This is a genomic window from Kribbella sp. NPDC055071 (genome assembly GCF_053608045.1).
This window is the reverse complement of sequence record NZ_JBSGUS010000004.1, coordinates 202,662-228,656: the sequence shown is the minus strand read 5'-3', so window position 1 is coordinate 228,656 and position 25,995 is coordinate 202,662. Positions and strand designations below refer to the sequence as shown.

The 25,995-nt window shown below is 67.2% G+C and carries 23 protein-coding genes; 14 read left to right on the top strand and 9 right to left on the bottom strand.

The genetic code is table 11. The annotated features are described in order from the left end of the window. The first annotated feature begins 11 nt into the window (after window positions 1–11). The 4 genes from ACWF4Z_RS09620 (at window position 12) to ACWF4Z_RS09605 (ending at window position 5,963) form a co-directional block, all read left to right on the top strand. Window positions 12–2,831 carry a carbohydrate-binding protein gene (locus ACWF4Z_RS09620; protein ID WP_452242538.1) on the top strand — a complete coding sequence of 940 codons (2,820 nt, stop codon included), beginning with the start codon at window positions 12–14 and terminating at the stop codon, window positions 2,829–2,831. A gap of 10 nt (window positions 2,832–2,841) precedes the next feature. Beyond that, window positions 2,842–3,966, top strand: coding sequence for a ThuA domain-containing protein (locus tag ACWF4Z_RS09615; RefSeq protein WP_452242537.1), 1,125 nt, complete (start codon window positions 2,842–2,844; stop codon window positions 3,964–3,966). A gap of 63 nt (window positions 3,967–4,029) precedes the next feature. Next, complete coding sequence (locus ACWF4Z_RS09610; protein ID WP_452242536.1) at window positions 4,030–5,505, top strand: S10 family peptidase; 1,476 nt, start codon at window positions 4,030–4,032, stop codon at window positions 5,503–5,505. Further along, window positions 5,502–5,963, top strand: a complete 462-nt coding sequence (locus ACWF4Z_RS09605) for a GNAT family N-acetyltransferase (RefSeq protein WP_452242535.1) — start codon at window positions 5,502–5,504, stop codon at window positions 5,961–5,963. Before ACWF4Z_RS09610 ends, ACWF4Z_RS09605 begins: the two co-directional genes overlap by 4 nt. A gap of 349 nt (window positions 5,964–6,312) precedes the next feature. Here the strand turns inward: ACWF4Z_RS09605 and ACWF4Z_RS09600 are convergent, their stop codons facing one another. Together ACWF4Z_RS09600 and map are read right to left on the bottom strand one after the other, a co-directional pair. Beyond that, complete coding sequence (locus ACWF4Z_RS09600; RefSeq protein ID WP_452242534.1) at window positions 6,313–6,693, bottom strand: GNAT family N-acetyltransferase; 381 nt, start codon at window positions 6,691–6,693, stop codon at window positions 6,313–6,315. After that, on the bottom strand, window positions 6,690–7,538 hold the full coding sequence (gene map, locus ACWF4Z_RS09595; protein ID WP_452242533.1) for a type I methionyl aminopeptidase: 849 nt from the start codon (window positions 7,536–7,538) through the stop codon (window positions 6,690–6,692). The genes ACWF4Z_RS09600 and map overlap by 4 nt, the downstream gene beginning before the upstream one ends. Before the next feature lie 53 nt (window positions 7,539–7,591). Here map and ACWF4Z_RS09590 point away from each other — a divergent pair, with 53 nt between their 5' ends. Then, entirely contained in the window at window positions 7,592–7,780 is a 189-nt protein-coding gene (locus ACWF4Z_RS09590; RefSeq protein WP_452242532.1) for a hypothetical protein, read from the top strand. A 97-nt stretch (window positions 7,781–7,877) separates the two neighbouring features. Here ACWF4Z_RS09590 and ACWF4Z_RS09585 read toward each other — a convergent pair whose 3' ends face one another. Further along, the gene (locus ACWF4Z_RS09585) at window positions 7,878–8,423 is read right to left on the bottom strand and encodes a histone H1-like repetitive region-containing protein (RefSeq protein WP_452242531.1); all 546 of its coding nucleotides are present in this window, start codon (window positions 8,421–8,423) and stop codon (window positions 7,878–7,880) included. A 359-nt stretch (window positions 8,424–8,782) separates the two neighbouring features. Here ACWF4Z_RS09585 and ACWF4Z_RS09580 point away from each other — a divergent pair, with 359 nt between their 5' ends. Then, a complete protein-coding gene (locus tag ACWF4Z_RS09580) occupies window positions 8,783–9,532 on the top strand; it encodes a helical backbone metal receptor (RefSeq protein ID WP_452242530.1) in 750 nt (249 codons plus the stop codon). A gap of 63 nt (window positions 9,533–9,595) precedes the next feature. Further along, window positions 9,596–9,772 carry a hypothetical protein gene (locus ACWF4Z_RS09575; protein ID WP_452242680.1) on the top strand — a complete coding sequence of 59 codons (177 nt, stop codon included), beginning with the start codon at window positions 9,596–9,598 and terminating at the stop codon, window positions 9,770–9,772. A gap of 15 nt (window positions 9,773–9,787) precedes the next feature. On the opposite strand, the gene ACWF4Z_RS09570 is transcribed toward ACWF4Z_RS09575, so the two are convergent. Next, complete coding sequence (locus tag ACWF4Z_RS09570; RefSeq protein WP_452242529.1) at window positions 9,788–10,285, bottom strand: NUDIX hydrolase; 498 nt, start codon at window positions 10,283–10,285, stop codon at window positions 9,788–9,790. A gap of 104 nt (window positions 10,286–10,389) precedes the next feature. Here ACWF4Z_RS09570 and ACWF4Z_RS09565 point away from each other — a divergent pair, with 104 nt between their 5' ends. Together ACWF4Z_RS09565 and ACWF4Z_RS09560 are read left to right on the top strand one after the other, a co-directional pair. After that, window positions 10,390–11,289, top strand: a complete 900-nt coding sequence (locus tag ACWF4Z_RS09565; RefSeq protein WP_452242528.1) for an aldo/keto reductase — start codon at window positions 10,390–10,392, stop codon at window positions 11,287–11,289. 53 nt (window positions 11,290–11,342) lie between these two features. Continuing rightward, window positions 11,343–11,543, top strand: coding sequence for a sigma factor-like helix-turn-helix DNA-binding protein (locus tag ACWF4Z_RS09560; protein WP_452242527.1), 201 nt, complete (start codon window positions 11,343–11,345; stop codon window positions 11,541–11,543). Here the strand turns inward: ACWF4Z_RS09560 and panB are convergent. Further along, window positions 11,540–13,852, bottom strand: a complete 2,313-nt coding sequence (panB, locus tag ACWF4Z_RS09555; RefSeq protein WP_452242526.1) for a 3-methyl-2-oxobutanoate hydroxymethyltransferase — start codon at window positions 13,850–13,852, stop codon at window positions 11,540–11,542. The two genes, ACWF4Z_RS09560 and panB, sit on opposite strands and share 4 nt — an antisense overlap. A gap of 194 nt (window positions 13,853–14,046) precedes the next feature. Then, window positions 14,047–15,819 carry an NAD+ synthase gene (locus ACWF4Z_RS09550; RefSeq protein WP_452242525.1) on the bottom strand — a complete coding sequence of 591 codons (1,773 nt, stop codon included), beginning with the start codon at window positions 15,817–15,819 and terminating at the stop codon, window positions 14,047–14,049. Window positions 15,820–16,149: 330 nt separating this feature from the next. Here ACWF4Z_RS09550 and ACWF4Z_RS09545 point away from each other — a divergent pair, with 330 nt between their 5' ends. Beyond that, entirely contained in the window at window positions 16,150–17,334 is a 1,185-nt protein-coding gene (locus tag ACWF4Z_RS09545) for a DUF418 domain-containing protein (RefSeq protein ID WP_452242524.1), read from the top strand. Here ACWF4Z_RS09545 and ACWF4Z_RS09540 read toward each other — a convergent pair. Then, a complete protein-coding gene (locus tag ACWF4Z_RS09540; protein WP_452242523.1) occupies window positions 17,283–17,918 on the bottom strand; it encodes a peptidoglycan recognition protein family protein in 636 nt (211 codons plus the stop codon). The two genes, ACWF4Z_RS09545 and ACWF4Z_RS09540, sit on opposite strands and share 52 nt — an antisense overlap. A 101-nt stretch (window positions 17,919–18,019) precedes the next feature. On the opposite strand from ACWF4Z_RS09540, the gene ACWF4Z_RS09535 reads away from it, so the two are divergent. Further along, entirely contained in the window at window positions 18,020–18,499 is a 480-nt protein-coding gene (locus tag ACWF4Z_RS09535) for a hypothetical protein (protein WP_452242522.1), read from the top strand. Then, window positions 18,496–19,401 (top strand): hypothetical protein, encoded by a 906-nt coding sequence (locus tag ACWF4Z_RS09530; RefSeq protein WP_452242521.1) that lies wholly within the window; start codon window positions 18,496–18,498, stop codon window positions 19,399–19,401. Before ACWF4Z_RS09535 ends, ACWF4Z_RS09530 begins: the two co-directional genes overlap by 4 nt. Here the strand turns inward: ACWF4Z_RS09530 and ACWF4Z_RS09525 are convergent. Continuing rightward, the gene (locus tag ACWF4Z_RS09525) at window positions 19,327–19,746 is read right to left on the bottom strand and encodes a hypothetical protein (protein ID WP_452242520.1); all 420 of its coding nucleotides are present in this window, start codon (window positions 19,744–19,746) and stop codon (window positions 19,327–19,329) included. The genes ACWF4Z_RS09530 and ACWF4Z_RS09525 overlap by 75 nt on opposite strands. A gap of 112 nt (window positions 19,747–19,858) precedes the next feature. Between ACWF4Z_RS09525 and glnA the strand changes: the two genes are divergently transcribed. Next, complete coding sequence (gene glnA / locus ACWF4Z_RS09520; protein ID WP_452242519.1) at window positions 19,859–21,199, top strand: type I glutamate--ammonia ligase; 1,341 nt, start codon at window positions 19,859–19,861, stop codon at window positions 21,197–21,199. Window positions 21,200–22,347: 1,148 nt separating this feature from the next. Here the strand turns inward: glnA and ACWF4Z_RS09515 are convergent. Next, window positions 22,348–22,770: a hypothetical protein gene (locus tag ACWF4Z_RS09515; protein ID WP_452242518.1), complete on the bottom strand. Its 423-nt coding sequence runs from the start codon at window positions 22,768–22,770 to the stop codon at window positions 22,348–22,350. A gap of 209 nt (window positions 22,771–22,979) precedes the next feature. Between ACWF4Z_RS09515 and ACWF4Z_RS09510 the strand changes: the two genes are divergently transcribed. Further along, complete coding sequence (locus ACWF4Z_RS09510) at window positions 22,980–25,964, top strand: bifunctional [glutamine synthetase] adenylyltransferase/[glutamine synthetase]-adenylyl-L-tyrosine phosphorylase (protein ID WP_452242517.1); 2,985 nt, start codon at window positions 22,980–22,982, stop codon at window positions 25,962–25,964. The last annotated feature ends 31 nt before the right edge of the window (window positions 25,965–25,995 follow it).

Below are 25,995 nucleotides of genomic sequence, written 5' to 3'. Positions count from 1 at the left end.
AGGGGTCTGCCATGACCAAGAAAGGTGTACGGCGGATCTCTGTGCTGATCACGTCCGTACTGCTAGCTGCCCTAGGGCTCAGCGCACCAACCGCCCAAGCGGGCTCGACCATCCCGCCCGGCGACTACCAGCAGGTGTCACTGGCCAGTGGCGCCAACGAGCTCGGTGAGGCGATGTCACTGGCCGTCCTGCCGAACAGGTCGGTGGTTCACACCGCCCGCGACGGCTCGGTCCGGATCACCGACGCCGCCGGCACGACCACGCTGGCCGGCAAGCTCAACGTCTACACGCACGACGAGGAAGGGCTGCAGGGCGTCGCGGTCGATCCCAACTTCGCCACCAACCGCTTCATCTACCTGTACTTCTCACCTCGCCTCAGCACTCCGGACGGCGATGCGCCGACCGACGGGACGCAGGCCGACTGGGATGCGTGGAAGGGTGAGCTGCACCTGTCCAGGTTCACCCTCAAGACCGACAACACCCTCGATCTGGCGAGCGAGAAGATCGTGTTGAGGGTCGCCAACGATCGGGGCCAGTGCTGCCATGTCGGCGGCGATCTCGATTTCGATGCCGCAGGCAACCTCTACCTGACCACCGGCGACGACAGCAACCCGTTCCAGTCCGACAGTTTCACCCCGATCGACGAGCGGACCAGCCGCAACCCGCAGTTCGACGCCCAGCGCAGCGCCGGCAACACCAACGACCTGCGCGGCAAGCTGCTCCGGATCCATCCGCAACCCGACGGCACCTACACGATCCCGACCGGCAACATGTTCGCGCCCGGAACGGCGCAGACCCGCCCGGAGATCTACGCGATGGGCTTCCGCAACCCGTTCCGGATGAGCGTGGACAAGGCCACCGGCATCGTCTACCTCGGCGACTACGGCCCGGACTCCGGTGTCACGGACCCGAACCGCGGGCCGAACGGTCAGGTCGAGTTCGACCGCATCACTGCGCCGGGCAACTTCGGCTGGCCGTACTGCACCGGCACGAACACGGCGACCGAGACGTACAACGACTTCCAGTTCCCGAGTGGTCCGTCGGGCGCCAAGTTCGACTGCGCGGGTGGAGTCACCAACAACTCGTTCCGCAACACCGGCCAGACGAAGCTGGCGCCGGCCAAACCGGCGTGGATCCGGTACGGCGGAGACGCCGGTACGCCGCCCGAATTCGGCAACGGCGGCTCCGAGTCGCCGATGGGTGGACCCGTCTACCGGTTCGACCCGAACCTCAACTCGGCGGTGAAGTTCCCGCAATCGCTGGACGGCCGCTTCTTCGCCGGTGAGTACGGCCGGAAATGGATCAAGGCGATCGAGGTGACCAGCAGCGGCGGGGTCGGCGACATCGGTGCGTTCCCCTGGACCGGCACTCAGGTGATGGACATGGCCTTCGGGCCTGATGGCGCGCTTTACGTGCTCGACTACGGCACCGGCTCCAACAATCAGGCGTTGTGGCGGATCGAGTGCCTGGGCAGCCAGAACCGGAACCCGATCGCCAAGGCCAGTGGCAATCCCACCTCGGGTGGCCGCCCGCTGACGGTGGCGTTCTCGTCCGCGGGCAGCTCGGACCCGGAGGGTGGTGCGTTGACCTACCGGTGGACCTTCGGTGACGGAGGTACGTCGACGCAGGCGAATCCGACGTACACCTACAACACCGCAGGCACCTTCACCGCGACGCTGACCGTGACCGATCCGACCGGGTTGACCGGCTCGGCCAATGTGCAGATCAGCGTCGGCAATACGGCGCCGACGGTGAATCTGCAGACGCCGGTCGACGGGCAGTTGTTCTCCTTCGGTGACACGGTTCCCTTCCAGGTGACGGTGACCGATCCCGAGGACGGGACGATCGACTGCTCGCGGGTGAAGGTGACCTACCTGCTCGGGCACGACGATCACCAGCACCAGATCACGTCGAAGACGGGGTGCAGCGGCTCGATCGCCGTACCGGTCGATGGTGAGCACGATCCGTCGGCCAACGTGTTCGGCGTCTTCGACGCGGAGTACACCGACAATGGTGGGCTCACGTCGCACAGCATCCACAAGTTGCAACCACGGCACCGCCAGGCCGAGCACTTCACCGCGCAGTCGGGTATCCAGTTGGCCGATCACGGTACGGCTGAAGGCGGCAAGACCGTCGGGTTCGTCGACAACAACGACTGGATCTCGTTGGCGCCGTACGCGGTGAGCAACGCGACGTCGTTCACCGGACGCGTCTCGTCGGCCGGTCCCGGCGGGACGATCGAGGTCCGGGCCGGGTCCGCGACCGGTGCGCTGATGGGGACCGTGGCAGTGGCGCCGACGGGCAGCTGGGACACCTTCACCAACGTCTCGGTCAACCTGACCAACAAGCCGGCCGGTACGACGACGTTGGTGCTCGTGTTCAAGGGGGCCACCGGCAACGGCAACCTCTTCGACCTGGACGCGTTCACGCTCGCGACCACAGGAGCTGGGGCGGTCACCACCGAAGGCGAGGCGTTCACCTCGCAGTCCGGCGTTCAGGCCGCCGCACATGCCGGCGCGAGTGGTGGCGCGACGCTCGGCTACATCGAGAACGGCGACTGGGCCGGGTACTCCGGAGTCAGCACGGCCGGGATGCACGGGTTCAGCGCGCGGGTCTCATCGGCCGGTTCGGGCGGGACTCTCCAGATCCGTGCGGGCTCCGCGACCGGCACGCTGCTCGGATCGGTCGCTGTACCGGTCACTGGTGGCTGGGAGACGTTCCAGACGGTCTCGACCACCTTGAACGCGGCTGCGAGTGGGCCGTTGTTCCTGACGTTCACCGGTGGCGCCGGAAACCTGTTCGACGTCGACACCTTCACCGTCACTCCCTAAGGGGCTTGCTATGACTACCTTCACGCGCCGTACCGCATTGATCACGGGTGGACTGCTGGCCGTGGGCTTCGCGGCTCCGCAGGCGTTCGCAGCGCCGTACCAGGTGCTGGTGTTCAGCAAGACGGCCGGCTTCCGGCACGACTCGATCCCGGCCGGCATCCAGGCGATCCGCGAACTGGGTGCCGCCAACGGATTCACCGTCACCGCGACCGAGGACAGCACTGTCTTCACGACCGCGCAACTCGGGGCGTACAAGGCCGTGGTCTTCCTGAGCACGACCGGTGACATCCTCAACGACGCACAGCAGACGGCGTTCCAGTCGTACATCAACGGCGGCGGCGGGTACGTCGGAGTCCACGCGGCCGCGGACACCGAGTACGGATGGCCGTTCTACGGGCAGCTGATGGGCGCGTGGTTCAACAGCCACCCGGCGATCCAGCAAGTGACGGCGCGGGTCGAGGACCGCACACACCAGTCGACCGCCCACCTGGGTACGACGTGGGTCCGCACCGACGAGCTGTACAACTACTCGACCAACCCCCGGCCGAACGTGCACGTGCTGATCAACCTGGATGAATCGACGTACACGGGCGGGAACATGGGCGATCATCCGATCGCCTGGTACCACTCGGTCGGTTCGGGCCGCTCGTTCTACACCGGCTTCGGGCACACCATCGAGTCGTACTCCGAGCAGGCGTTCCGCCAACACCTGCTGGGCGGCATCCAGTACGCCGCAGGAGCCACGTCCACGCCTCCTGTCACACAGGTGGAGGGCGAGGCGTTTACGTCGCAGTCGGGCGTACAGGTGGCCGGACACAACGGTGCCAGTGGCGGTGCGACGCTCGGCTACATCGACAACGGTGACTGGGCCGGCTATTCGCAGGTGAACCTGACCGGCAAGACCGGCTTCAGCGCACGGATCTCGTCGGGTGGAGCCGGCGGCACGATCCGGATCCGGTCGGGGTCTGCGACCGGGCCGGTGCTCGGGACGGTCGCCGTACCGGTCACTGGCGGCTGGGAGAACTTCCAGACCGTCTCGACCACGCTGACGGCCGCCGGAACTGGGCCGCTGTTCCTCACGTTCAGTGGTGGCTCGGGTTCGCTGTTCGACATCGACACCTTCTCGCTGAGCTAGCGGGAGCCCGGAGCCGCTCGTCCTTCGCGGCGGGCGGCTCCACGGTCGTTTAGGGTGCTGGGCATGGCGACGGATGAGAACACCAGCGCAGAGATCCCGGCCGAGAAGAAGCCTGCGCCGCCGGTGGACGCGTTGGTGACGACGCAGCACACGCTGAACGTCGACGGGCGCGAGCTGGCGTACACCGCGACCACCGGGCGGATCGTGCTGCGGCAGGAGGTGCTGACCGACGGCAAGTTCGACGGGCACGTGCCGAAGGCCGAGGTGTTCCTGACTGCGTACACGCTGGACGACGCCGACGCGGCCGACCGGCCGGTCACGTTCGCGTTCAACGGTGGTCCCGGCTCGTCGAGCGTCTGGCTGCACCTCGGGCTGCTCGGCCCGCGCCGCGTGGTGTCTGGTGACGCGGGTTCGGTCGCGGCGCCGCCGTACCGGCTGGTCGACAACGTGGAAACCTTGCTGCAGCACAGTGACCTGGTCTTCATCGACCCGGTCGCGACCGGGTACTCACGGGCGGTCGAGGGCGAGAAGCCGGGTGAGTACCACGGGTTCACCCGCGACCTGGAGTCGGTCGGCGAGGTGATCCGCTTGTGGACGTCGCGCAACGGACGCTGGATGTCGCCGAAGTTCCTGGCCGGTGAGTCGTACGGCACGATGCGCGCCGCCGGGCTGGCCTCGCATCTGCAGGAACGGCACGGGATGTACCTGAACGGGATCATGCTGATCTCGTCCGTGCTGGAGTTCGGGACGCTCGACTTCACCCCGGGCAACGATCTCGCGTACACGCTGTTCCTCCCCACGTACGCCGCGATCGCGCACTATCACGGGTTGATCCCGGACCGGTCGCTGCCGGAGGTGCTCGCCGACGCCGAGCGGTTCGCGGCCGGGCGGTACCCGAACGCGCTTGCCCAGGGCAACCGAATCCCGGCGGACTACCGCGCCGAGGTGGTCACCCGGCTGGCGGAACTGACCGGGCTGAGCGAGGACTACATCGATCGCGTGAACCTGCGGATCGAGCACATGCGCTTCTTCGCCGAGCTGCTGCGCTCGCGCCGCCAGGTCGTCGGTCGGCTGGACGGTCGGTTCATCGGCTGGGACGCGGACGCCGGCGGCGAGAAGCAGGACAACGACCCGTCGTTCAGCGCGATCACCGGACCGTACACGGCGGCTTTGAATCACTATGTCCGCGTGGAGCTCGGCTACGAGAACGATCTGCCGTACGAGATCATCAGCTTCGACGCGGCGAAGGAGTGGTCCTTCAAGGAGTTCGAAGGGCAGCAGATCAGCGTTGCCGAGAAGCTCGCCGAGGCGATGCGCGTGAACCCGCACCTGAAGATCCATGTCGCGTCCGGTCACTACGACGGCGCCACGCCGTACTTCGCGACCGAGAGCACGCTCGCGCGGCTTCAGATCCCTGCGGAACTCGTCGCCAACATCGAAACCAAGTACTACCCGGCCGGCCACATGATGTACGTCCACGACGAGTCCCGCGTCCAGCAATCGTCGGACCTGGCTGCGTTCATCCAGTCCGCGTCGTGACCGTGCTGATGCGGTCCGCCGCACCTTTGGCCGGACCGCCGGTAGCCGGCGTCGTCCTCCGGCCGCCTGCACCAGCTGACATCCAGGCCCTTGGGCGCCTCTACTTCGAGGCGTACGAACCAGGCGTGGCCGCGGCGACCCTGGAAGAAGCCATCGAAGACATCGAGCTCAGCTTCGAAGGCCACTACGGCACCCTCGACCTGAACCTCAGCCGCCTGGCCTGGTCAGGCGATCACTTGGTCGGCGCGATCCTCGTAGTAGACCGAGCCCCCTGGCCCGACACCCCCGACTGCCCCTTCATCATCGAACTCTTCACAGCCCCCACCCACCGCCGCCAAGGAATAGCCCGCCGACTCCTCTCCACCTGCGCCACAACAACCGTCGCCCTCCGCGTCGAGGACACCAACACCCCAGCCCGCACCCTCTACACAACCTCGGACTTCACACCGCTCAGTTGATGCACGGTCCTTGCCCGGGCCGGCGGATCGGCCCCACTCACCAACCGAGACCCTCGACCACCCCTCTCCGACCAGTCACCATCTCATGGGGTATCCCATGAGATGGCCGGTTCTCCGGTCAAATCGCAGTGGGAGAACGGACAACCTCATGGGATACCCCATGAGATGGTCGGCCTGTCGGGTCGGGGTTGCCGAGTCGTGGTGAATGGTTCGGGGCGGGGTTTCGAGTCGTGGATTTCGGCGGGTGATCGTGCGTGTCGTCGACCACGATCCACGACTCAACTCACGACACGACACCACACGACACGACACGGCACGGCACGGGCCGGATGTCCCGCGTCGTGGCCGGCTAGGGGTAGATGCGGAAGCCTGAGTAGGTGCGGTGGTCGAACGACGCGTAGAAGTCTTCGGCCGTGTCGGTGACCAGGTCCACGCGTTGTGCTCCGGTCAGGGGTACGGCGTACTCGAGGAGGGCTCGGCCGATGCTCTTGCGGCGGTGGTCGCGGTGGACGGCCATCTGCGACAGGTGGGCCTGGATGTGACCGTCGCTTTGCAGGTAGGCGAATCCGACGACCTGCTCGCCTGCTACGGCGACGACCGTGGTGACACCGGGCGCGGTGAGGACCGCGTGGGCGCGCGCCGGGTCGGTCGAGAGGCTCGGCCAGTCTTCCGCGGCGCAGATCGCGGCGATGCCCGCTAGATGAGTTTCGTCGTAGCGGGTAACTCTCATGGGAGGGTGAGGATTTCGGCGCCGGTGGGGGTGACTACGAGGGTGTGTTCGAACTGGGCGGTGCGGGACTTGTCCTTGGTGGTGGCGGTCCAGCCGTCGGCCCAGAGGTCGTAGTCGTACGTGCCGAGAGTGAGCATCGGCTCGATCGTGAACGTCATGCCGGGCTCGATGACGTCGTCGAAGCGTTCGTCGTCGTAGTGCGGGATGATCAGGCCGGAGTGGAACGACGTCGCGATGCCGTGACCGGTGAAGTCGCGGACCACGCCGTACCCGAAGCGCTTGGCGTAGGACTCGATCACGCGGCCGATGATGCTGACCTGGCGACCAGGCTTGACTGCCTTGATCCCGCGCATCATCGCCTCGTGAGTGCGCTCGACCAGCAGCCGGCTCTCCTCGTCGACGTCACCGACCAGGAACGTCGCGTTCGTGTCGCCGTGGACTCCGTCCAGGAACGCCGTGATGTCGACGTTGACGATGTCGCCGTCCTCGAGCTGACGGTCGTCGGGGATGCCGTGACAGATGACCTCGTTGACCGACGTACACAGCGACTTCGGGTAGCCGCGGTAGCCGAGCGTCGACGGGTAGGCGCCGCGTTCGATCAGGTATTCGTGGCCGACCCTGTCCAGCTCGTCGGTGCTGACTCCGGGCTTCGCCGCGGCACCGACCGCCTGCAACGCGTCCGCGGCCAGTTTGCTCGCCACGCGCATCTTCTCGACCAGCTCGGGAGCCGTGACATACGAACCGTCGAACGGCGTCGGAGCCGGTTTGCCGACATAGTCGGGGCGCGGGATGGATGCGGGAACTTCGCGGCGCGGCGAGATTTTGCCGGGGGTAAGGATCGACATGATGGCACTATTCTAGGGAGCTGCGACAAGACTCCCAGGAGGTGGTCATCCAGATGAGCGACGATCACAGCAACGAGTGGTACTACAACGTCAAGACCGGCAAGGTCGAGCCGTACCAGGGTGAGAAGGCCGGCGACCGGCTCGGACCGTACAGCTCCCCGGAAGAAGCCGCCCGGGCCCTGGAGAAAGTCCAGGAACGCAACGAAGCCTGGGACAAGGATCCCAACTGGAACGACGACTGACGCTCGGCTGCTCGAGAACGCGCCAAGGGGCACCACCGGATCGGTGGTGCCCCTTGGGTTTGTAGCGGTCGACGTCGCGCGAACGCGGACGCCCGGATCAGCGGGTGACCCGCCGGGCTGCGGTCTTACGGGCCGGCGCCTTGCGCGCGGGGGCCTTCTTCGCAACCGCTCGCGTCGCGGGCGCCTTCTTGGCGGCCGTCTTGCGAACCGGGGCCTTCTTGGCCGCGACCTTCTTCGCCGGTGCCTTCTTGGCGGCGACCTTGCGCGCCGGGGCCTTCTTGGCCACGGTCTTCTTGGCCGGTGCCTTCTTCGCGGGCGCCTTCTTGGCGACAGTCCGCTTCGCCGGTGCCTTCTTCGCAGTGGTCTTCTTGGCTGCGACCTTCTTCGCCGGCGCCTTCTTGGCGACCGCCTTCTTCGCCGGAGCCTTCTTCGCCACTGTCTTCTTGGCCACCGTCTTCTTGGCCGCACTCACCTTCTTCGTCACTGTCTTCTTCGCTGCGCTCACCTTCCGCGCGGACGTCGCCTTGGTCGCTACCTTCTTTGCGGCGACCTTCTTTGCGGGAGCCTTCTTGGCGACAGTCTTCTTGGCGGGAGAAGCCTTTTTGGCTGTCGCCTTCCCTGCGGCTGCCTTCTTGGCTGGCACTCTGCCTCCTTGGTACGGCCGAGAAAACCACGGTGGATTCCTCGTCGTCATGATGATGACAACACTTGGTGCCTACGTAAAGCACCCGAAACGTCCGCAGGTTAAGGCGTATGAGTCGCAAAGGTCGGCGTAAATGCCGAAAATCCTTGTGCAGAAGGGATTCCGCTGCGCACCGAGCATGCCCGAGGTGCTCAAGAATTTCTTGGCGACACGCGCACAATCCGGGCCTCGAACGACGAAATCGGCGAGTGTTGTCATCGGCAACGTCCTGCGCGAAGGCAGTGCGGCAGGTGCTGGAAGAAGCGTTCGACAGGTGCTGGAAGACACGTACGACAGGTGCAGCAAGACAGGTGAGCGACGTGCGAGAGAGCTTGTTCGACGACCTCGGAGACGTCGTCGCGTTGCCGTTCGACGTGACGCGAGTGGTCAGTCTCGTGCCTTCGTTGACCGAGTCGATCGCGGCAACACATCAGCAGTTGATCGTTGGTGCGACCGACTGGTGCACGCATCCCGCGGACCTCGACGTGACCCGCGTGCGCGGTACGAAGAATCCCGATCTCGACGTCATCGCAGCGCTTGCTCCGGACGTCGTACTCGCGAACGCCGAAGAGAATCGCGCGGTCGATCTCGACGCGTTGCGAGCGCGCGGAATCGCGGTGTGGGTGACCGCGCCGACAACTGTCGAGGCGTCACTCGACTCACTCGAACGCATGCTGTCCGCGATCATCGGAGACGTTCCCGGATGGTTGCCGCAGGCGCGTGCAGTGTGGAGTCCGTCGTACGTCGGAAGCCGCCGCAGCGCCGTCGTACCAATCTGGCGTAGACCGTGGATGGCATTGGGCCGGGACACGTTCGCGGGTGATCTGCTCAGCCGGATCGGTATCGACAACGTGCTCTCCGATTCCGGTGAACGCTATCCGCGGATCGAGCTGGATGCGTTACCCGAGTACGACCTCGTGGTGTTGCCGGACGAGCCTTATGCCTTTTCACCGACGGACGGACCGGAGGCATTCCCGCGGCCGGCGAAGTGTGTCTCCGGGCGTCATCTGACCTGGTACGGACCGTCGCTGGTCGAAGCACGGCAAGTTCTCAGCGGACAGCTGGAGTGACGTGCGCCACGGCGACTGCTTGCGCCTCTAGACGCTTAGGTATGCCTCACCTACACTCGCTGCGTGCCATCGATGACCGCCAAGAAGAAGTGCTGCAAGGACAAGCCCAGGTGCAAGAAGTGCCCGGTTGTCCTGCTGCGGCTGTCGAAGGCCGGCTGCGCCGAGCGGATCGATCGCGATCACTACAAGGTCGACAAGAAGGTCCCGAAGAAGGTGCTGAAGGAGGCCCGGAGTCGCTGAGCCTCCTGCAGAGGGTCAGGACGCGCGGCGCAGGGTGATGGTGTCAGTCGCTTGACGCAGTAGCCCGGGGATCGTCGCGTGGGCGGCCTGACCGGTCGCCTCGAGGTCGTCGCCGTACCACCAGCCATGTGCGCTGATCGTCTCCAGCTCGAGCTTCTCCTGGTTGGCGAACGTCACGTCGACGCCGTCCACCGCGACCGCGAAGAAGGTCTGCTGCTGGATGATCCGGCAGCCACCCCACTCGAACTCGATCGTGCTCGTCGCCACCGGCGCACCGAGTGCATCGGGAGGCAGCTCGATGCCGACCTCCTCGCGCAGCTCGCGGCTGGCCGCCTCCGGGATCGTCTCGCCGTCCTCGACCCCGCCACCGATGGTGAACCAGTACGGCGTCTGTGGCTTCAGCGGATCCCAGCCGTGCAGGAGCAGGACCTTGCCGTCCGGCCGGACCGGCAGGACACGGGCCGTCGTCCGCCGGACGACGCCGCCTGGTGATGGCAATCGAGATTCGCTCACACCACAAAACGCTAGAGGACACACCCAAGTCACCGTCGCCTAATGCGGCGCGTCTCACATTAGTTGCCACGTGCCCGTTTGCCGGTGGTGGGAGGATCGAGGGCATGGCAACCATCGGTCTGGGTCTGGCGGCGCTCGGGCGTCCTGGGTACATCAACCTCGGTCATGACGAGGATCTCCCGCCGGGCCGGGCGGTTGAGGACCTGCGCGCCCGGACGCACGAGCTGCTCGAGCAGGCGTGGAAGGCCGGTGTTCGGTACTTCGATGCCGCGCGTTCGTACGGACTTGCCGAGACGTTCCTCGGTGAGTGGCTGACGCCCGAGCGTCGCAGGCAGCTGACCATCGGGTCGAAGTGGGGTTACACCTACGTCGCCGATTGGCGCACGGACGCGGACATCAACGAGGTGAAGGACCACAGCCTCGCGACGTTCGAGCGGCAGTGGCCGGAGACCCTTCAAGCGCTTGGTGGACCGCCGGACTTCTACCTCATCCACAGCCTGACGCCGGAGAGCCCGGCGCTCGGCGACCAGCGGTTGCTGGACCGACTGCGAGAGCTGGCGGACAGCGGCGTACGCGTCGGGCTGTCGACGAGTGGACCGCATCAGGCCGAGACGCTGCACAAGGCGCTCGAGCTGGGTGCGCCGTTCTCCGCAGTGCAGGCGACGTGGAACGTCCTCGAGAAGTCGGCCGGCAAGGCCTTGGCCGAGGCGCACGACGCGGGCTGGTTCGTGGTGCTGAAGGAGGTCGTCGCCAACGGTCGCTTGACCGCGAAGGCCGGCGAGACGCCGTTCAACGCGTTCGCTGCTCAGCACGGTGTCGCGCCGGATGCGCTCGCGATCGGCGCCGCCGTACAGCAGCCGTGGGCCGACGTCGTCCTCAGCGGCGCGATCACCACCGAACAGCTCGAGAGCAACCTCGCGTTCGCCACCGACGGGCCGCTCACCGAGTTCGTCCAGCAACCCGAGGAGTACTGGACCGAACGCTCCGCCCTGCCCTGGATCTAAATCGTCACATTCGCTCGTTCTCGTTCGTCAGTGCATGGACGAGAGGACGATCCATGGACGAGCTGGCCGACGCTGTCGGGACGGCGTTGCTGCTAGCGCTGGCGTCGCTCGATCCTGCCGAGCAGCTCGCGTTCGTTCTGCACGACGTCTTCGGCCTGCCGTACGACGAGATCGCGGCGATCATCGACCACACACCGACCGCGGCCGAGCAACTCGCGGACCACGCCCGTCGAGAGGTCCGACCGCCCGACTAAAAGGTGTGCTCGTCCGCCGGGAAGCTCCCGGTGGCGACGTCGGCCGCGTAGCTCGTGGCCGCGGAGGTGAGGATGCCGCGCAGGTCGGCGTACTGCTTGACGAAGCGTGGCATCGTGCCTGACCGCAGCCCGGCCATGTCCTGCCACACGAGGACCTGAGCGTCGGTGTCGCGGCCCGCACCGATGCCGATGGTAGGGATCGAGATTCGCTTGGTGATCTCGGCCGCAACGTCGCCGGGCACCATCTCCAGCACAACCGAGAACGCACCCGCCTCGGCCAGCGCGACCGCGTCGTCGATCAGACCGGCGGCCTGGTCGCCACGACCCTGCACCCGATAGCCGCCGATGCTGTGCTCGCTCTGCGGCGTAAAGCCGATGTGCGCCATCACGGGGATGCCGGACTGGGTCAGCTTCTCCACCATCGGTACGACGGTGCGCCCGCCCTCCAGCTTCACCGCATGCACGCCGGCTTCCTTCATGAACCGTACGGCGGTGTGGAACGCCTGCTCGGGTGAGGCCTGGTACGAACCGAACGGCAGGTCCGCGACGACGAGCGCGCGATCGACAGCACCGGCGACGGCCCGTGCCAGCGGGATCAGCTCGTCGACCGTGACGCGCAGCGTGGTGTCGTAGCCGAAGACGTTGTTGGCGGCGGAGTCACCGATGAGCAGGACCGGGATGCCGGCCTGGTCGAAGATCTCGGCGGTGTACTGGTCGTACGCCGTCAGCATCGCCCACTTCTCGCCACGGTTCTTCATGTCGCGCAGGTGATGAACGCGGTACCGCCGCGGCCGCTTGCTGCCTTCACTGGGACCACCGCCGGCACCTGCACTACCGCCGGCCGGCCGATTCTCCGCCGGTGTCGACGAGCCGGCGAACTCGGACGGCTCGGTGCTCGCCGTCGCCTGCGCTCTGCGGGCCGCGCGATGCGAGCTGGCGTGCTCGGTCGTCGAGACCTGCGGCGGTGCGTCCTGCTGAACGTCCGCACGGCGCCGCGCTCCGACGCGCCTGGGCTCGTTCGCCACGTTGGCCGGCGCGTTCGCTGGTGCGTTGCCTGGCGCGTCTACCGGGCCGTTGTACTCGCCGCTGTCGTACTCGGCGCTCGGGTCCGACAGGTAGACGCCGTCCTGCTTCGGCTCCCGTTGGTGGGACTCGAGTGCTTCCGGCATGTACGGCGTGATCGTCGGGTTCTCCACCGGATATGCCGGGGGAGCGGGCGGCGCGGGAGGACGCAGCTGCTGTGGTTGCTGTTGCTGCGGCTGGCCCGGCGGCACGTGGCTGGGCGGCACCTGGTTCGGCGGTGCCTGATTCTGCGGCGCCTGGTTCTGTGCTGTCTGGTTCTGTGGCGCCTGGTTGTGGGACGCGCGGTTCTGCGCCGCTTGAATTAATGCCGATTGGTTCTGAGCCGATTGGCTGTTCTGCGCCGGCTGGTTGTGAGCCGATTGATTCTGGGCCGATTGATTCTGGGCCGGCAGGCTCGGCGCCGCCTTGGGCTGGGCCGGCTGATTCTGCGCTGGCTGATTCTGGGCCGGCTGTGGCGCGGGCGGCGGTGTTTGCGGCTGGGGGATCGGCGCCTGCTGGCTGGTGCCGTTGCTCAGGCCATTGCTCGACGGATGGCTCAGACCGTTGGAGTGGCCGTTGCTCTGAGCGGGAGGCCAGTTGGTGCTGCCGTTCGAGCTCTGCGGTGCGGCCGGTCGCTGGGCCACGCCGTTGCTCGACTGAGGCGGCGCGGGCGGTCGCGGGGGCTGCTGATTGAGAGGCTGCTGGATCTGCGCCTGCGGCCGCGGTGGTGTGCCGTTGCTCCCGGGCCCGAACGGGCTGGGCCGACCCTGCGGCGGCGGTTGCTGCGGCCGGAACGGGTTCTGCTCCTGGTCGCTGCGGAACTGCTCACGCTCACCCCGGAACTGCTCGCGCCCCGACTCACGAATGGATTCACGGCCCGGCTCACGAGTTGGCTCACGGCCGGGTTCACGAGGTTGCTCGCGGTCCCCGTAGTACTCCGACCGGCCTTGCGGCTGATCGCCGTACCGCTGCTGGGGTTGCTGCGGTGGCGGCGGAGGTGCTGCGGGCAGGTACGGCGGCTTCGGGACGTACGGTTGCTGCGGCACGGGTCCACGCTCGTAGGACCGCGGTGCGTTCGGCAGGGAGGGTGAGGGGTCGAGTCCGAGCCCGCTGTCCCGCCAGTTGTCATCGCCGTAGTCGGACCGGCGGTGCTCTTCGGTTGTCCGGTTCTTCGGTCCGGTCCCGTACGGCGACGGCAGCTCCTCGTCGTCCCCTGGGGTACCGGCCGACAGGAAGTTGTCAACCATGCCCTCATCGTCCCACCGTTGCGGAGGGTAGGCGCCACCGCCCGTGGGTGAGCGATCGGTCACGCTGTCGCTCGTACCGTCGTTCGACCGGTCCAAAGGCGCATCGGACCGGCCGTCGAGCTCTTCGGGAGAGCCCCACGGTGTGTCGGTGCCCCAGCTGTCGGGCTGAGATGGGCGGTACCGCCAGGAGTCGCTCAGTGCTCGGCTGCCTTTCGTGCGTCCTCACGCCATGCGTTGGTGATCGGCAGGCGCCGATCACGGCCGAAAGCCTTGTGGGTGATCTTCGGGCCAGGTGGGTACTGTCGCCGCTTGTACTCCGCCTTGTCCACCAGTTGGATCACTTTGCTGACCAGGTCACTGTCGAAGCCGGCAGCCACCAGCTCGGCGCTGCCACGGTCCTGCTCGACATAGTCGTCCAGCATGTCGTCGAGCAGATCGTACGGCGGAAGCGAGTCAGTGTCCTGTTGTCCGGGGCGCAGCTCGGCCGACGGCGGCTTGACGATCGAGTTCTCCGGGATCGGCGGCTGCTGGCCGCGTTCCTTCGCGTCCGCGTTCCGCCACTTCGCCAGCCGCCAGACGACGGTCTTCGGCACGTCCTTGAGCGGCGCGAAGCCGCCGACCGCGTCGCCGTAGATGGTCGAGTAGCCGACCGACAGCTCGGATTTGTTGCCGCAGGCAAGTACCAGGTGGCCGTCGGCGTTCGACAGACCCATCCAGATCACCGCGCGAACCCGGGCCTGCAGGTTCTCCTCGGCCAGGCCGGTCAGCCCGAGCGTGTCGAGGAACGGCTGCACCATCGGCTGGATCGGCACGACCCGGTAGTTCAGCCCGGTCCGCGCAGCCAGCTCGGCGGCGTCGTCCTTGGAGTGGTCACTGGAGTAGACGCTCGGGTTGGAGATTCCGAACACGTGCTCGGCGCCGACCGCATCACAGGCGATCGCTGCGACCAGCGACGAGTCGATGCCGCCGGAGAGCCCGAGCAGGACGGACTTGAATCCGTTCTTCTGGACGTAGTCGCGTAGGCCGGTGACGATCGCGCCGTACATCTCGGCCTCGTCGGACAAGCGTGGTGCCACGGCGGCGTCCATCGCGTCGTACGCCGGCAGCTCGTCCTCGTGGATCACCGTGTGGACGATCTCGATGCCCTCGTACGTGCCGTGCGGAGTACCGGATGCGGCCGGGAGTTCGAGGTCGACGACCATGCTGCCCTGCTCGAACTGTGGGGCCCGCGCGAAGATCTTGCCTTCGGCATCGGCGACCAGCGAGTCGCCGTCGAAGACGAGCTCGTCCTGACCGCCGACCAGGTTGACGTAGGCGAGCGAGCAGCCGGCCTCGCGAGCGCGGCGGGTGACGAGATCACCACGGGCGTCGTCCTTGTTCGCTTCGTACGGCGAACTGTTCACGACGAGCAGCAGCCCGGCGCCGGCGGCCTTGGTGACTGCGACCGGGCCGCCGTCCTGCCAGAGGTCCTCACAGATCACCAGGGCGACGTCGATGCCGTGGATGCGGATCACCTGCAGGGTGTTGCCCGGGACGAAGTGGCGGAACTCGTCGAAGACGCCGTAGTTCGGCAGGTGGTGCTTGACCGCGCTGGTGACGACGCGGCCCTGGTAGATCACCGCGGCGGAGTTCGTCGGGGAGCCCTTGGGACGACCGAGCCGGTCGACGCCCATCGCCGTACCGCCGGCGCGATCGAGGTAACCGCAGACGACGACGATGTCGCCGAGACCTTCGTCGGCGAGCCGCTTCGCGAGGTCCTCGATCCGCGCTTGCGACGCATCCACGAACGACGCCCGCAGGGCCAGATCCTCGACCGGGTAGCCGGTCAGCCCCAGCTCGGGAAAGGCAACCACGTGCACGCCGCGCTCGACCGCGTTCCGGGTCCACGCGACGATCTTGTCCGCGTTCCCGTCAATGTCACCCACGGTCACATTGACCTGAGCAAGAGCCACCCGAAGCTGAGACACGGGAGCACATTACTGGTTCCCGCGGCTCGTGGGCCCGGCCGCGTCCCGAGTCTTACGATCGCCGAATGTACTCGAGCACCACTTCGAGGTTGTGATCCAGCGGATCCATCGCATCCACCACCAGATGCGCAGCCCCCATCCCCGGAAACTCCCGCCGCATCCGCCCAACCTGATCCCACCCGACCTCAACCGGCCGCCGTTCTCCCTCGCCAGCTGTGCAAGCGCTTCGGCCAGGGTCGACTTTCCTCTTCCCGGTAGGAGCGACGAAGGTTTGTTTGTGGGGGACTTTTGGTGGATGTGGGGTGCGGGTTGGGTGGGTTGACTGGGGGTATGGGTGATCAGGGTGGGCCGACGGGGTTGGGGGAGCGGGCGTTGGAGCCGGACTTGGCTCGGGGGTTCATGTTGTTGTTCATTGCGCTGGCGAACTCGCATTACTTCGTTTATGGGGATCGCGTGTTCGGTGGGTTTCCGGTGGACGGGTCGGGGCTGGATCGTGCGGTCGGGATGGTGATCTCGACGTTCGTCGACGGGCGGGCGTTTCCGATGTTCGGGGTGTTGTTCGGGTACGGCGTGGCGCAGATCGTGCGGCGGCAGCGAGAGGCCGGGAAGTCGTGGTGGGGCGTCCGGACGTTGTTGTGGCGGCGGAGTCTGGTGCTGGTGGTGTTGGGGTTCCTGCACGCGATGCTGCTGTACATCGGCGACATCCTGGCGGCGTACGGCGTACTCCTCTTCCTCGGCGTGTGGGCGTTGCGCTGGAAGGATCGCTGGCTGTTCGTCGTGGCCGCGTTCGTGCTCGTCCTGACGGCGCTTCCGAGCGACGACTCGATGTCGACGGCATCGGATGCGACGGACCCGGCGATCCTGCCGCCGCACTTCCTCGGCCAGTTCGCCGATCGGATCACCGTGCAGCCGTTCATCGCCGGACTCGGCTGGATCGGCTTCGTCACGCCGTTCCTGATCGGGCTGTGGGCCGGACGCCGACGCATCCTCGAACGCCCGGCCGAACACCTCACCTTGCTCCGTACGACGGCGCTCCTCGGCCTCACCATCGCCGTCGCCGGCGCGCTGCCGGTGTCGCTCGTGGTCGGTGGCGTGATCGCGCGGCCGAGCGATCACGCGCTCAGCTACCTCGGCCCGCTGCACGACGCGTCGGGTGTCTTGGGCGGATTCGGGTATGCCGCGCTGATCGTGCTGATCGCACGACGGCTGAGCAATCGCCAGAGCACGGTGACTCTAGCGATCGCCGCCGTCGGCCAGCGCTCGCTGACCTGTTATCTGTCGCAATCGGTGGTGTGGGCCGTGGTCTTCACGCCGTACCTGCTCGATCTGTCGCACACGCTCACCATCACCACGACGGCACTCCTCGCCGTCGCGACCTGGCTGGCGACCGTGCTGCTGGCCGATCGGATGCGGCGCGCCAACTACCGCGGCCCGTTCGAGTTGTTGATCCGGAAGATCACCTATCAACCGAGGACCGCGGCCACTCGATCCCGCAGCTCCGGCAGTCTGGCGTAGAACACGTCACCCGGGCACTGGGTCGTGTTGTAGTCGCGGTGCCCGACGATCGCGGCATGCGGATCGAGACCGTACTGCGTACACAGCCAGGCGCACGTCAGCACGGACACATCGAAGAGCGTGCTCGGGACGTTCTCGGTCACGTAGATGCCCTCGTGCTCGATACCGATCGTGTGGCTGTTCTGGTTGGCGGTCTGGGCGCCCAGCACGTTCTGCCCGTTCCGGATCGACGACAGCGACTTGCTCCGACCCTCCATCAGGAACCCGCCGCGGCTGATCGTGAGCTGGTTGCCTATGTCGATCCAGCCGTTCGTGTCCATGTGCAGGTCCTGGATCCAGTGCTGGACCTTGTACGCCGCCGCGAGCGAGTAGTCGGTGACGTTCGGGCTCGCGGTGTGGTGGATGACGATGTGGTCGGGCGCGCCGATCACCTGGGTGGCGGACTTGGGCGGGCGCGCCGACCATTCGGTGCGCGTGTAACAGCGCGGGGCCGGGGCCGCGTGCGCTGCTGTGACGGGAACGGCGATGCCGCCGAGCAGCACGCCACCCGCGGCGGCACCGCGGAGCAGGGTGCGGCGCGACATCGCGGCACGTTGGATATTTTCTGGGGCGGTCATGATATAGAAAATTCCCTACGACCCGTGCTTGAAACCGAGCAGAGTCACTCGAAACCGAGGATGGTCTAATGACCAGCGTGACTGATGGTGATCGGACCGGCGACGTCCGGTTGGGGCGGATCGGCAAGGGCGTACGGGTCGCCGTCGCGCTGGTCGGGATCGGGTTGCTGATCAACGGATCCGTGCGGGCCTCCGACGACGCCTGGCCGTTCGGGCCGATGTCGCAGTACGCCGGATCCGTGGCCGACGACGCGAAGATCGACTACACCCGGATCAGCGCGGTCACGGACGCGGGGACGACGGTCGACGTACCGCTGAACATCGAGGGCGCCGGTGTCGCCCGCGCCGAGATCGAAGCGCGGACCGGGGAGATCATCAAGGATCCGTCGCTGTTGCAGCAGGTCGCGGACGGGTGGGCGCAGAAGCATCCCGACAAGCCGAAGTACGTGAAGCTCGAGCTCATCCGGGACACGACGCAGCTGGTGAAGGGCCGGGTCGAGGGTCCACCGGTCTCACAGGTGCTCGCGACGTGGGAGGTCCGTCGATGAGGGCTGTGAACTGGTTCACGCCGAAGATCGCGCTGGCGCGGGTCGCGTGGTTGCGGACGGTTCTGTATCTGTTCGTCATCCTCGACATGCACGCGTTCGTCCGCGACACGCTGGACAAGGGCAAGCATCCGGGCCTCTACCAGCCGTTGCTGTTGGCCCGGATCCTCGACCTGCCGAAGCCGTCGGTCGCGAACACGACCGCGCTGTACATCGTGCTGATCATTGCCTGCCTGGTCGGGGCGACCAACTACTTCCCGCGGATCGCCGGCTGGATCGTGGCGCCGGCGTTCACCTGGTGGGTGCTGATCGGGATGAGCGACGGGAAGGTCGACCACGACCATCTCGCGCTGGTGATCGCGTTGTGGGTGCTGCCGACCGTGAAGGCGGTGCGCCGCGGCAAAGCGTCGTACGGCGATCAGACCCGGTCCGAGGCGGCGGGATGGGCCATTCGATGCGTACAGATCTCGGTCATCGCGACGTACTTCTTGTCCGCGATCGCGAAGCTGCGTGGCGCCGGGTGGGCGCTGAAGTGGCCGGGGAGCGCGATTCTGACCTGGGCGATCGTACGGCGGCCGCACCCGGTCGGGGAGTGGTTGCTGCACTACCCGTGGGTGCTGCACGTGATGCAGTGGGTCGGGATCATCGGGGAGTTCTGTTCGCCGGTGGTCCTCTGGCTCAAGGGACGGTGGCAGTTGCTCGGAGCCCTGTTCTTCCTCGGGTTCCACGCGGCGAACACGGCGATCCTGCTGATCCACTTCCTGCCGACAGTCGTGTGCTGGCTGGCGTTCGCGCCGCTGGAGAAGATCGTGCCGTGGTTCAGTGCCCGGTCAGAGCGCAACGCCGGACAGGCCGAAGACCAGGCCGAAGATCGCCGGCAGGCCGAGCAGCAGGCCGGCGCGTAGCCGGAAGCGGCGCCCGCCCGGGCCCGGGGTCCTGACCACGCGGGACAGCACGGCTCCGGCGTACCCGAAGACGACAGCGGCGAACAGGATCTGTTTGGTCGGAAGGTTGTCGGCGTTGTGGTGCGTCAGCCCGAGCGCGACCAGTCCGGGGCAGCAGAACGCGAACATGCCGAACCCGATCTCCGGGATCGGCAACCAGCGGCGGCCGAGCACATCCCGCTCGGCCGGACGCCTGCGCCGCAGCGACTGGACGAACCGCGTAGTGCTGAGCAGTAGATCGCTGACACAGAGGATCACGGCAACAAAGAGCGCAGCCTGGTACCCGGTGTCAAAGATCGTCCGCACGAGGGAACACGCTAGGCCCTAAGGGCGCAGTTGTCCGCTGGGGGACGTAACGTCTGCTTAACAGAGCCGGGGCACACTGTGTGAGACCAGCTGAAGGGTGAGAGGTGGACTGATGGACAAGCAGCAGGAGTTCGTGCTGCGCGCGCTGGAGGAGCGCGACGTACGCTTCGTGCGGCTCTGGTTCACCGACGTGCTCGGGTTCCTCAAGTCGGTGGCGGTGGCGCCGGCCGAGCTCGAGGGCGCGTTCGCCGAGGGGATCGGCTTCGACGGTTCCGCGATCGAGGGGTTCGCCCGGGTGACCGAGGCCGACATGCTGGCCAAGCCGGACCCGTCGACGTTCCAGATCCTGCCGTGGCGCGGCGAGACGATGGGCACCGCGCGGATGTTCTGCGACATCAACATGCCCGACGGGTCCGCGTCGTTCGCCGACCCGCGGCACGTGTTGAAGCGGACGCTGTCCAAGGCGGCGGATCTCGGCTTCACCTTCTACACGCATCCCGAGATCGAGTTCTACCTGTTCAAGTCGCTCGTCGGCGCGCCCGGTACGACGCCGGAGCCGGTCGACTCGTCCGGGTACTTCGACCACACCCCGCAAGGCATTGGGAACGACTTCCGCCGCGAGGCGATCACGATGCTCGAGTCGATGGGTATCTCGGTCGAGTTCAGTCACCACGAGGGCGGCCCCGGTCAGCAGGAGATCGATCTGCGGTACGCCGACGCGCTGTCGACCGCGGACAACATCATGACGTTCCGGGTCGTGGTGAAGGAGGTGGCGCTGACCCAGGGCATCTATGCGTCCTTCATGCCGAAGCCGCTGTCGGATCAGCCGGGGTCCGGGATGCATACGCATATGTCGCTGTTCGAGGGCGATCGGAATGCGTTCTTCGAGGGTGGCGCTCAGTACGGGCTGTCCAAGACCGGCCGCGCGTTCATCGCGGGGTTGTTGCGCCACGCGTCGGAGATCACCGCGGTGACGAACCAGTGGGTGAACTCGTACAAGCGGCTCGCGGTGGGTGACGAGGCGCCGTCGTTCATCTCGTGGGGTCACAACAACCGGTCGGCGCTGGTCCGCGTGCCGATGTACAAGCCGCACAAGGGTCAGTCGTCGCGGGTGGAGTTCCGGTCGCTCGACTCGGCCGCGAATCCGTATCTCGCATTCGCGCTGATGCTCGCCGCCGGTCTGAAGGGGATCGAGGAGGGGTACGAGCTCCCGGCCGAGGTCGAGGACGACATCTGGTCGCTGACGTCGCGCGAGCGCAAGGCCCTCGGCATCAAACCCCTACCCAGCAGCCTCGCCGAAGCCATCAGCGTGATGGAAGACAGCGAACTGGTCGCCGAAACCCTCGGCGAACACGTCTTCGACTTCTTCCTCCGCAACAAACGCGCCGAATGGCAGGACTACCGCCGCCAAGTAACCCCCTTCGAACTCAACAGACTCCTCCCAGTCCTCTAACACCTCGCCCGACGGCCGAGCTGACACCGCTGCGCGGCGGCTGACTCGTGCCGCCTTCGGCGGAGGCGCGGGTTGTGTATCCGCGCTCATCTGGTTTTGCGCGAGCGACTGTGGCGGCGCGGGCGATGCATCCGCGCTCGAGTGGTTTGCCTGGGGACTGCGGTGGCGGGCTGATCGGTCACCGCTCCGCGGCGGCTGCTTTGTTGCCGCCTTCGGCGGGGTGCGCGAACTGGTGTCCCGCCGCTGATCTGGTGTGCGCGTCGGGGGTGTGGTGGCGCGGTCTCCGGGCTGCGTGATCGTGCCAGTCGCGGCGGCGTGCCTCAAGGGCGCCTTCGGCGTCGCTGCGCGATCTTCGACCCTTGACCCACACCACCGCGACCAGGGAAGGATCGCAGCTGTCCCGGAGCCGCTCACCCGAGTGGTCGCACGCGTGGGGTGTGATCACGGGAGTGGACCGTGGTGAGGCTGACGCTCGGGGTTCGTGCGGGGTGTGTGTGATCACCGGGGGGTGGGACCGTGGTGAGGGCGGGCTGGGTCTTTCCGGAAGTAAATCTGCGGATAGCGACCAGGAAGTTCCGGAAAGACGGCGGCGGCCGTCGCCGGGCGGATCGAGTCGTGGCGAGTGGTTCGGGCCGGGTTTTCGAGTCGTGGATGTCGGCGAATCTCGCTGCCGATTCCTGACCCGGATCCACGACTCGATACCCGGCGGGCCGGGGTCTCGTGATGTGGTCGGGTTTGTCCGGGTGGCGGGATTGGCCGGGCAGGGTGGAGGTTGGGTTAGATTTTGTACCCGATACGGGAAGAGATCTTCCCGCCCTGGCTGTTGCGGGCCGGTGGGTCTGGATTTGCCGGTGCACCGGCTGCTGTGCCGGATCGCTCTGAGCCAGGGCGTCCCGGGCCCACGCTGGCCAACCGGATCCACATCACACGGCTCATAGCTCCCCGCGGGAGCCCGCGGACCACAGTCCCTCGGCAAGGCCCGGCCCAACCACAGTCGGACTCATACAGATCCACCACGTCTCCTGCGCCAACCACGCCAGCGCATCATCACCGATCCGCGCACCCGCCGAAGGCAGTAGCAGACAGCCGCCGCGCAGCGGTGACCGATCGTGGTCACCACACTGGGTAGGCGAATTGCGAGAGTGTGTTCAGACTGCGGCGGGCTGTGGTGGGGTGTCGTCCGAGGCGTGCTGCGAGGTCCAGCGGGATGCGGCGGTCGAGTGCCGGTACGGCGGATCCGTCTCAGGCGGCGGTGCCACACTGATCACCGTCGGCTCCTCGACGCGATCCATCACCGGCGTGCCGTCGGCTGCCAGGGCGTGGACCTCCTCGATCGTGAGGAAGCCGACCGGCCGGACCCCCTCGGTGATCACCACGAGGCAGCCGGGGATCACCTGCTGAGCTCGGTGCCCCGGTGCCGGCACCAGAATGCCCTCGGCCGGAGTCCGCCATGCGCCCGGCGCAAACCGGCGCAATGCGACCCCCATCTGCCCGTCCTCGGCGGTCCGGGGAGGCAGAAAGGCGGTGGCTGTGTAGTCGTAGTCGTAGTCCGGCTCGGGCGGCCCGGACACTCGCCCACCTTGCTGGGGCGTCAACCAGACCACCATGCCCCGAACGGCGAGCGACCCCGTCATCATGACCATGAACAGCCATCATGCCGACTACAGCCCGGATATGCCAGGCAACACCGAGTGTCGACCGCAACGACCCCGCAATCCGTCCGAGATCAGGCAGTGAAGTGGCGGACCAGGCACCGACCAGGAGTCGGTAGCCTGTGCTCGTGGCTGAGGCGCGGATGGGGTCGTGGGAGGGGCGGCTGGTTCGGCTCGGGTTTGCGGATCCTCAGCGTGCGGGGCGGATACTCGAGCAGTTGGACCTGCTGTCGCCGAACGGGCCGATCGCTACCGAGCCGCTGATCATCAGTCTGTCGGAGTCCGCGGATCCCGATCTCGCGTTGCTGGGGTTGTGCGGGATGGTCGAGGCGCTGCACCGGCATCAGTACGACCTGGGGGCGTTCGCTCGAACGCTGGAGATGGACGACGGCTTCCGGCGGCGGCTGACCTTTGTTCTGGGTGCGAGCGAGGCGCTCGGGCGTCATCTCGGCGTACATCCTCGGCACTGGTACGACCTGGCCGACCCGGCGCTGGCCAGTGCGCGGCCGTCGATCGAGGACGTCGCGGCCAAGCTTGCGACCGCGGTCGACGCCGAAAATCCGGTCGATGCGCTGCGGGTGGAGTATCGCCGGTTGCTGCTGCGGTTGGCCGCGCGTGACCTCGCCGAAGGGCTGCTCGTCGACGAAACCGCCGCCATCCTCGCGGACCTGGCCGGGGGAGCGCTCGACACGGCACTGCACATCGCCCGCAACGACTACTTCGCCGCGCATCCCGGCGCGGCCGACTGCCGCCTCGCGATCATTGCCATGGGCAAGTGTGGTGGCCGCGAGCTCAACTACGTCAGCGATGTGGACGTGCTCTTCGTCGCCGAACCGCTCGACGGCGAGCCGGAGGCGCCCGCGATCAAGACCGCGACCCACCTCGCCGCGGCCGCGATGCGGATCTGCTCGGCCCACACCGGCGAGGGCACGCTCTGGCCGGTCGATGCCGCGCTGCGCCCCGAGGGCAAGTCCGGTCCGCTCGTACGCACGCTCGACAGCCACCTCGCGTACTACCAGCGCTGGGCCAAGACCTGGGAGTTCCAGGCTCTCCTCAAGGCCCGCCCGGTCGCCGGCGATGCGAAGCTCGGTCAGGAGTACACCGAGAAGATCGGCAAGCTGGTGTGGTCTGCGGCCGACCGCGAGGGGTTCGTCGACGACGTTCAGGCGATGCGCCGGCGGGTCGTCGACCACATCCCGGCCGAAGACGTCGATCGCCAGCTCAAGCTCGGGCCTGGCGGACTGCGCGATGTGGAGTTCGCCGTACAACTCCTGCAGTTGGTGCACGGCCGCAGCGATGAGGCGGTCCGCAGTGGTACGACGTTGGTCGCCCTGGAGCAACTGACCACCAACGGGTACGTCGGTCGCACGGATGGCGCCGTACTCGCCGATGCCTATCGCTTCCTGCGGTCGATGGAGCACCGCATCCAGCTGTACCGGTTGCGTCGAACCCACTCGGTGCCCGAGGACGAAGCCGACCTGCGCCGGCTCGGTCGCTCGCTCGGCTTCACGAAGAACCCGGTCGCGGACCTGGTCGCGGCCTGGAAGAAGCACGCGCTCGAGGTACGGCGTCTGCACGAGAAGCTGTTCTACCGTCCACTGCTCGCGGCCGTCGCCCGGATCCCCGGCGTCGAGGTGCGACTGACGCCGGAGGCCGCGAAGCAGCGGCTGACCGCGCTCGGGTACGCCGACCCGGCTTCCGCCCTGCGACACATCGAGGCGCTGTCCGAGGGGGTGTCGAGGCGGTCGTCGATCCAGAAGGCCTTGCTCCCGGCGATGCTCGGGTGGTTCGCGGAGTCACCGGACCCGGACGCCGGACTCCGTGCGTTCCGGACCATCTCGGACGCCCTGGGCTCGACGCCGTGGTACCTGCGTCAGCTCCGCGACGAGGGTGCGTCGGCCGAGCGGCTGGCCCACTTGCTGGCAAGCGGCCGGTACGCCGTCGACCTGTTGCAACGCGCGCCCGAGGCGACCGCGATGCTCGCCGACGAACGCGAACTCATCCCACGCACGCAGGATGCCTTGCTGACCGAGATGTCCGCGGCCGCCCGCCGGCAGGACGACCCCGAGGCCGCGGTGGCTGCGATCCGGGCGGTCCGGCGCCGCGAACTGTTCCGGGTCTGCGCGGCCGACCTGTCCGGCCTGCTCGACGTCGAGACGGTCGGTACGTCGCTGACCACGATCGCGATCGGGACACTGACCAGCGCGCTGGAGGTCGCCCGGCGGGCGATCGCGAAGGGTGCGCCGGAGCCGACCCGGATGTCGATCGTCGCGATGGGCCGGTTCGGTGGGCACGAGCTCGGGTACGGCAGCGACGCGGACGTGATGTTCGTCCACGACCCGGTCCCGGGCGCGGACGAGAAGGCTGCTACCGACTTCGCCACCGAGGTCGCGACCGAGTTCCGCCGATTGCTCTCGCTGCCCGGATCCGACCCGGCGGTCGCGATCGACGCCGATCTGCGCCCCGAGGGTCGGCAAGGACCGTTGGTCCGGACGTTGGCGTCGTACACCTCCTATTACGCGCGGTGGTCGGCGGTGTGGGAGGCGCAGGCGTTGCTGCGCGCCGATCCGCTCTGTGGTGATGCCGACCTGTGCCAGTCGTTCCGTGAACTGATCGACCCGCTGCGCTACCCGGCGAACGGGATCAGCGAACGGGACGTGATGGAGATCCGCCGGATCAAGGCGCGCGTCGACGCCGAACGGCTGCCGCGTGGCGCCGATCCGTCCACCCACACGAAGCTGGGCCGCGGCGGGCTCGCCGACATCGAGTGGACCGTGCAACTCCTCCAACTCCGCGAGGCCCACCGCGTCCCGAGCCTGCGGACGACCCGGACGCTCGCCGCACTGAACGCCGCAGTTGAGGCGGGTCTGGTCGACCCGACCGAGGCGGACACGCTGCGCACAGCCTGGGAGATGGCGACCCGGATCCGCAACGCGATCATGCTCGTTCGCGCCCGCCCCGGCGACTCGCTGCCGAGCGACCCGCGCGACTTGGCCGCCGTCGCGCACATCTGCGGCTACCCACCGGGCGAGTCCGGCCGCTTCTCCGACGACTACCTTCGCGTCACCCGTCACGCCTACAACACCGTTTCGCATCTCTTCTGGGACGACTGAGCGAACCACCGTTTCGCGTCTCGTCCGGACC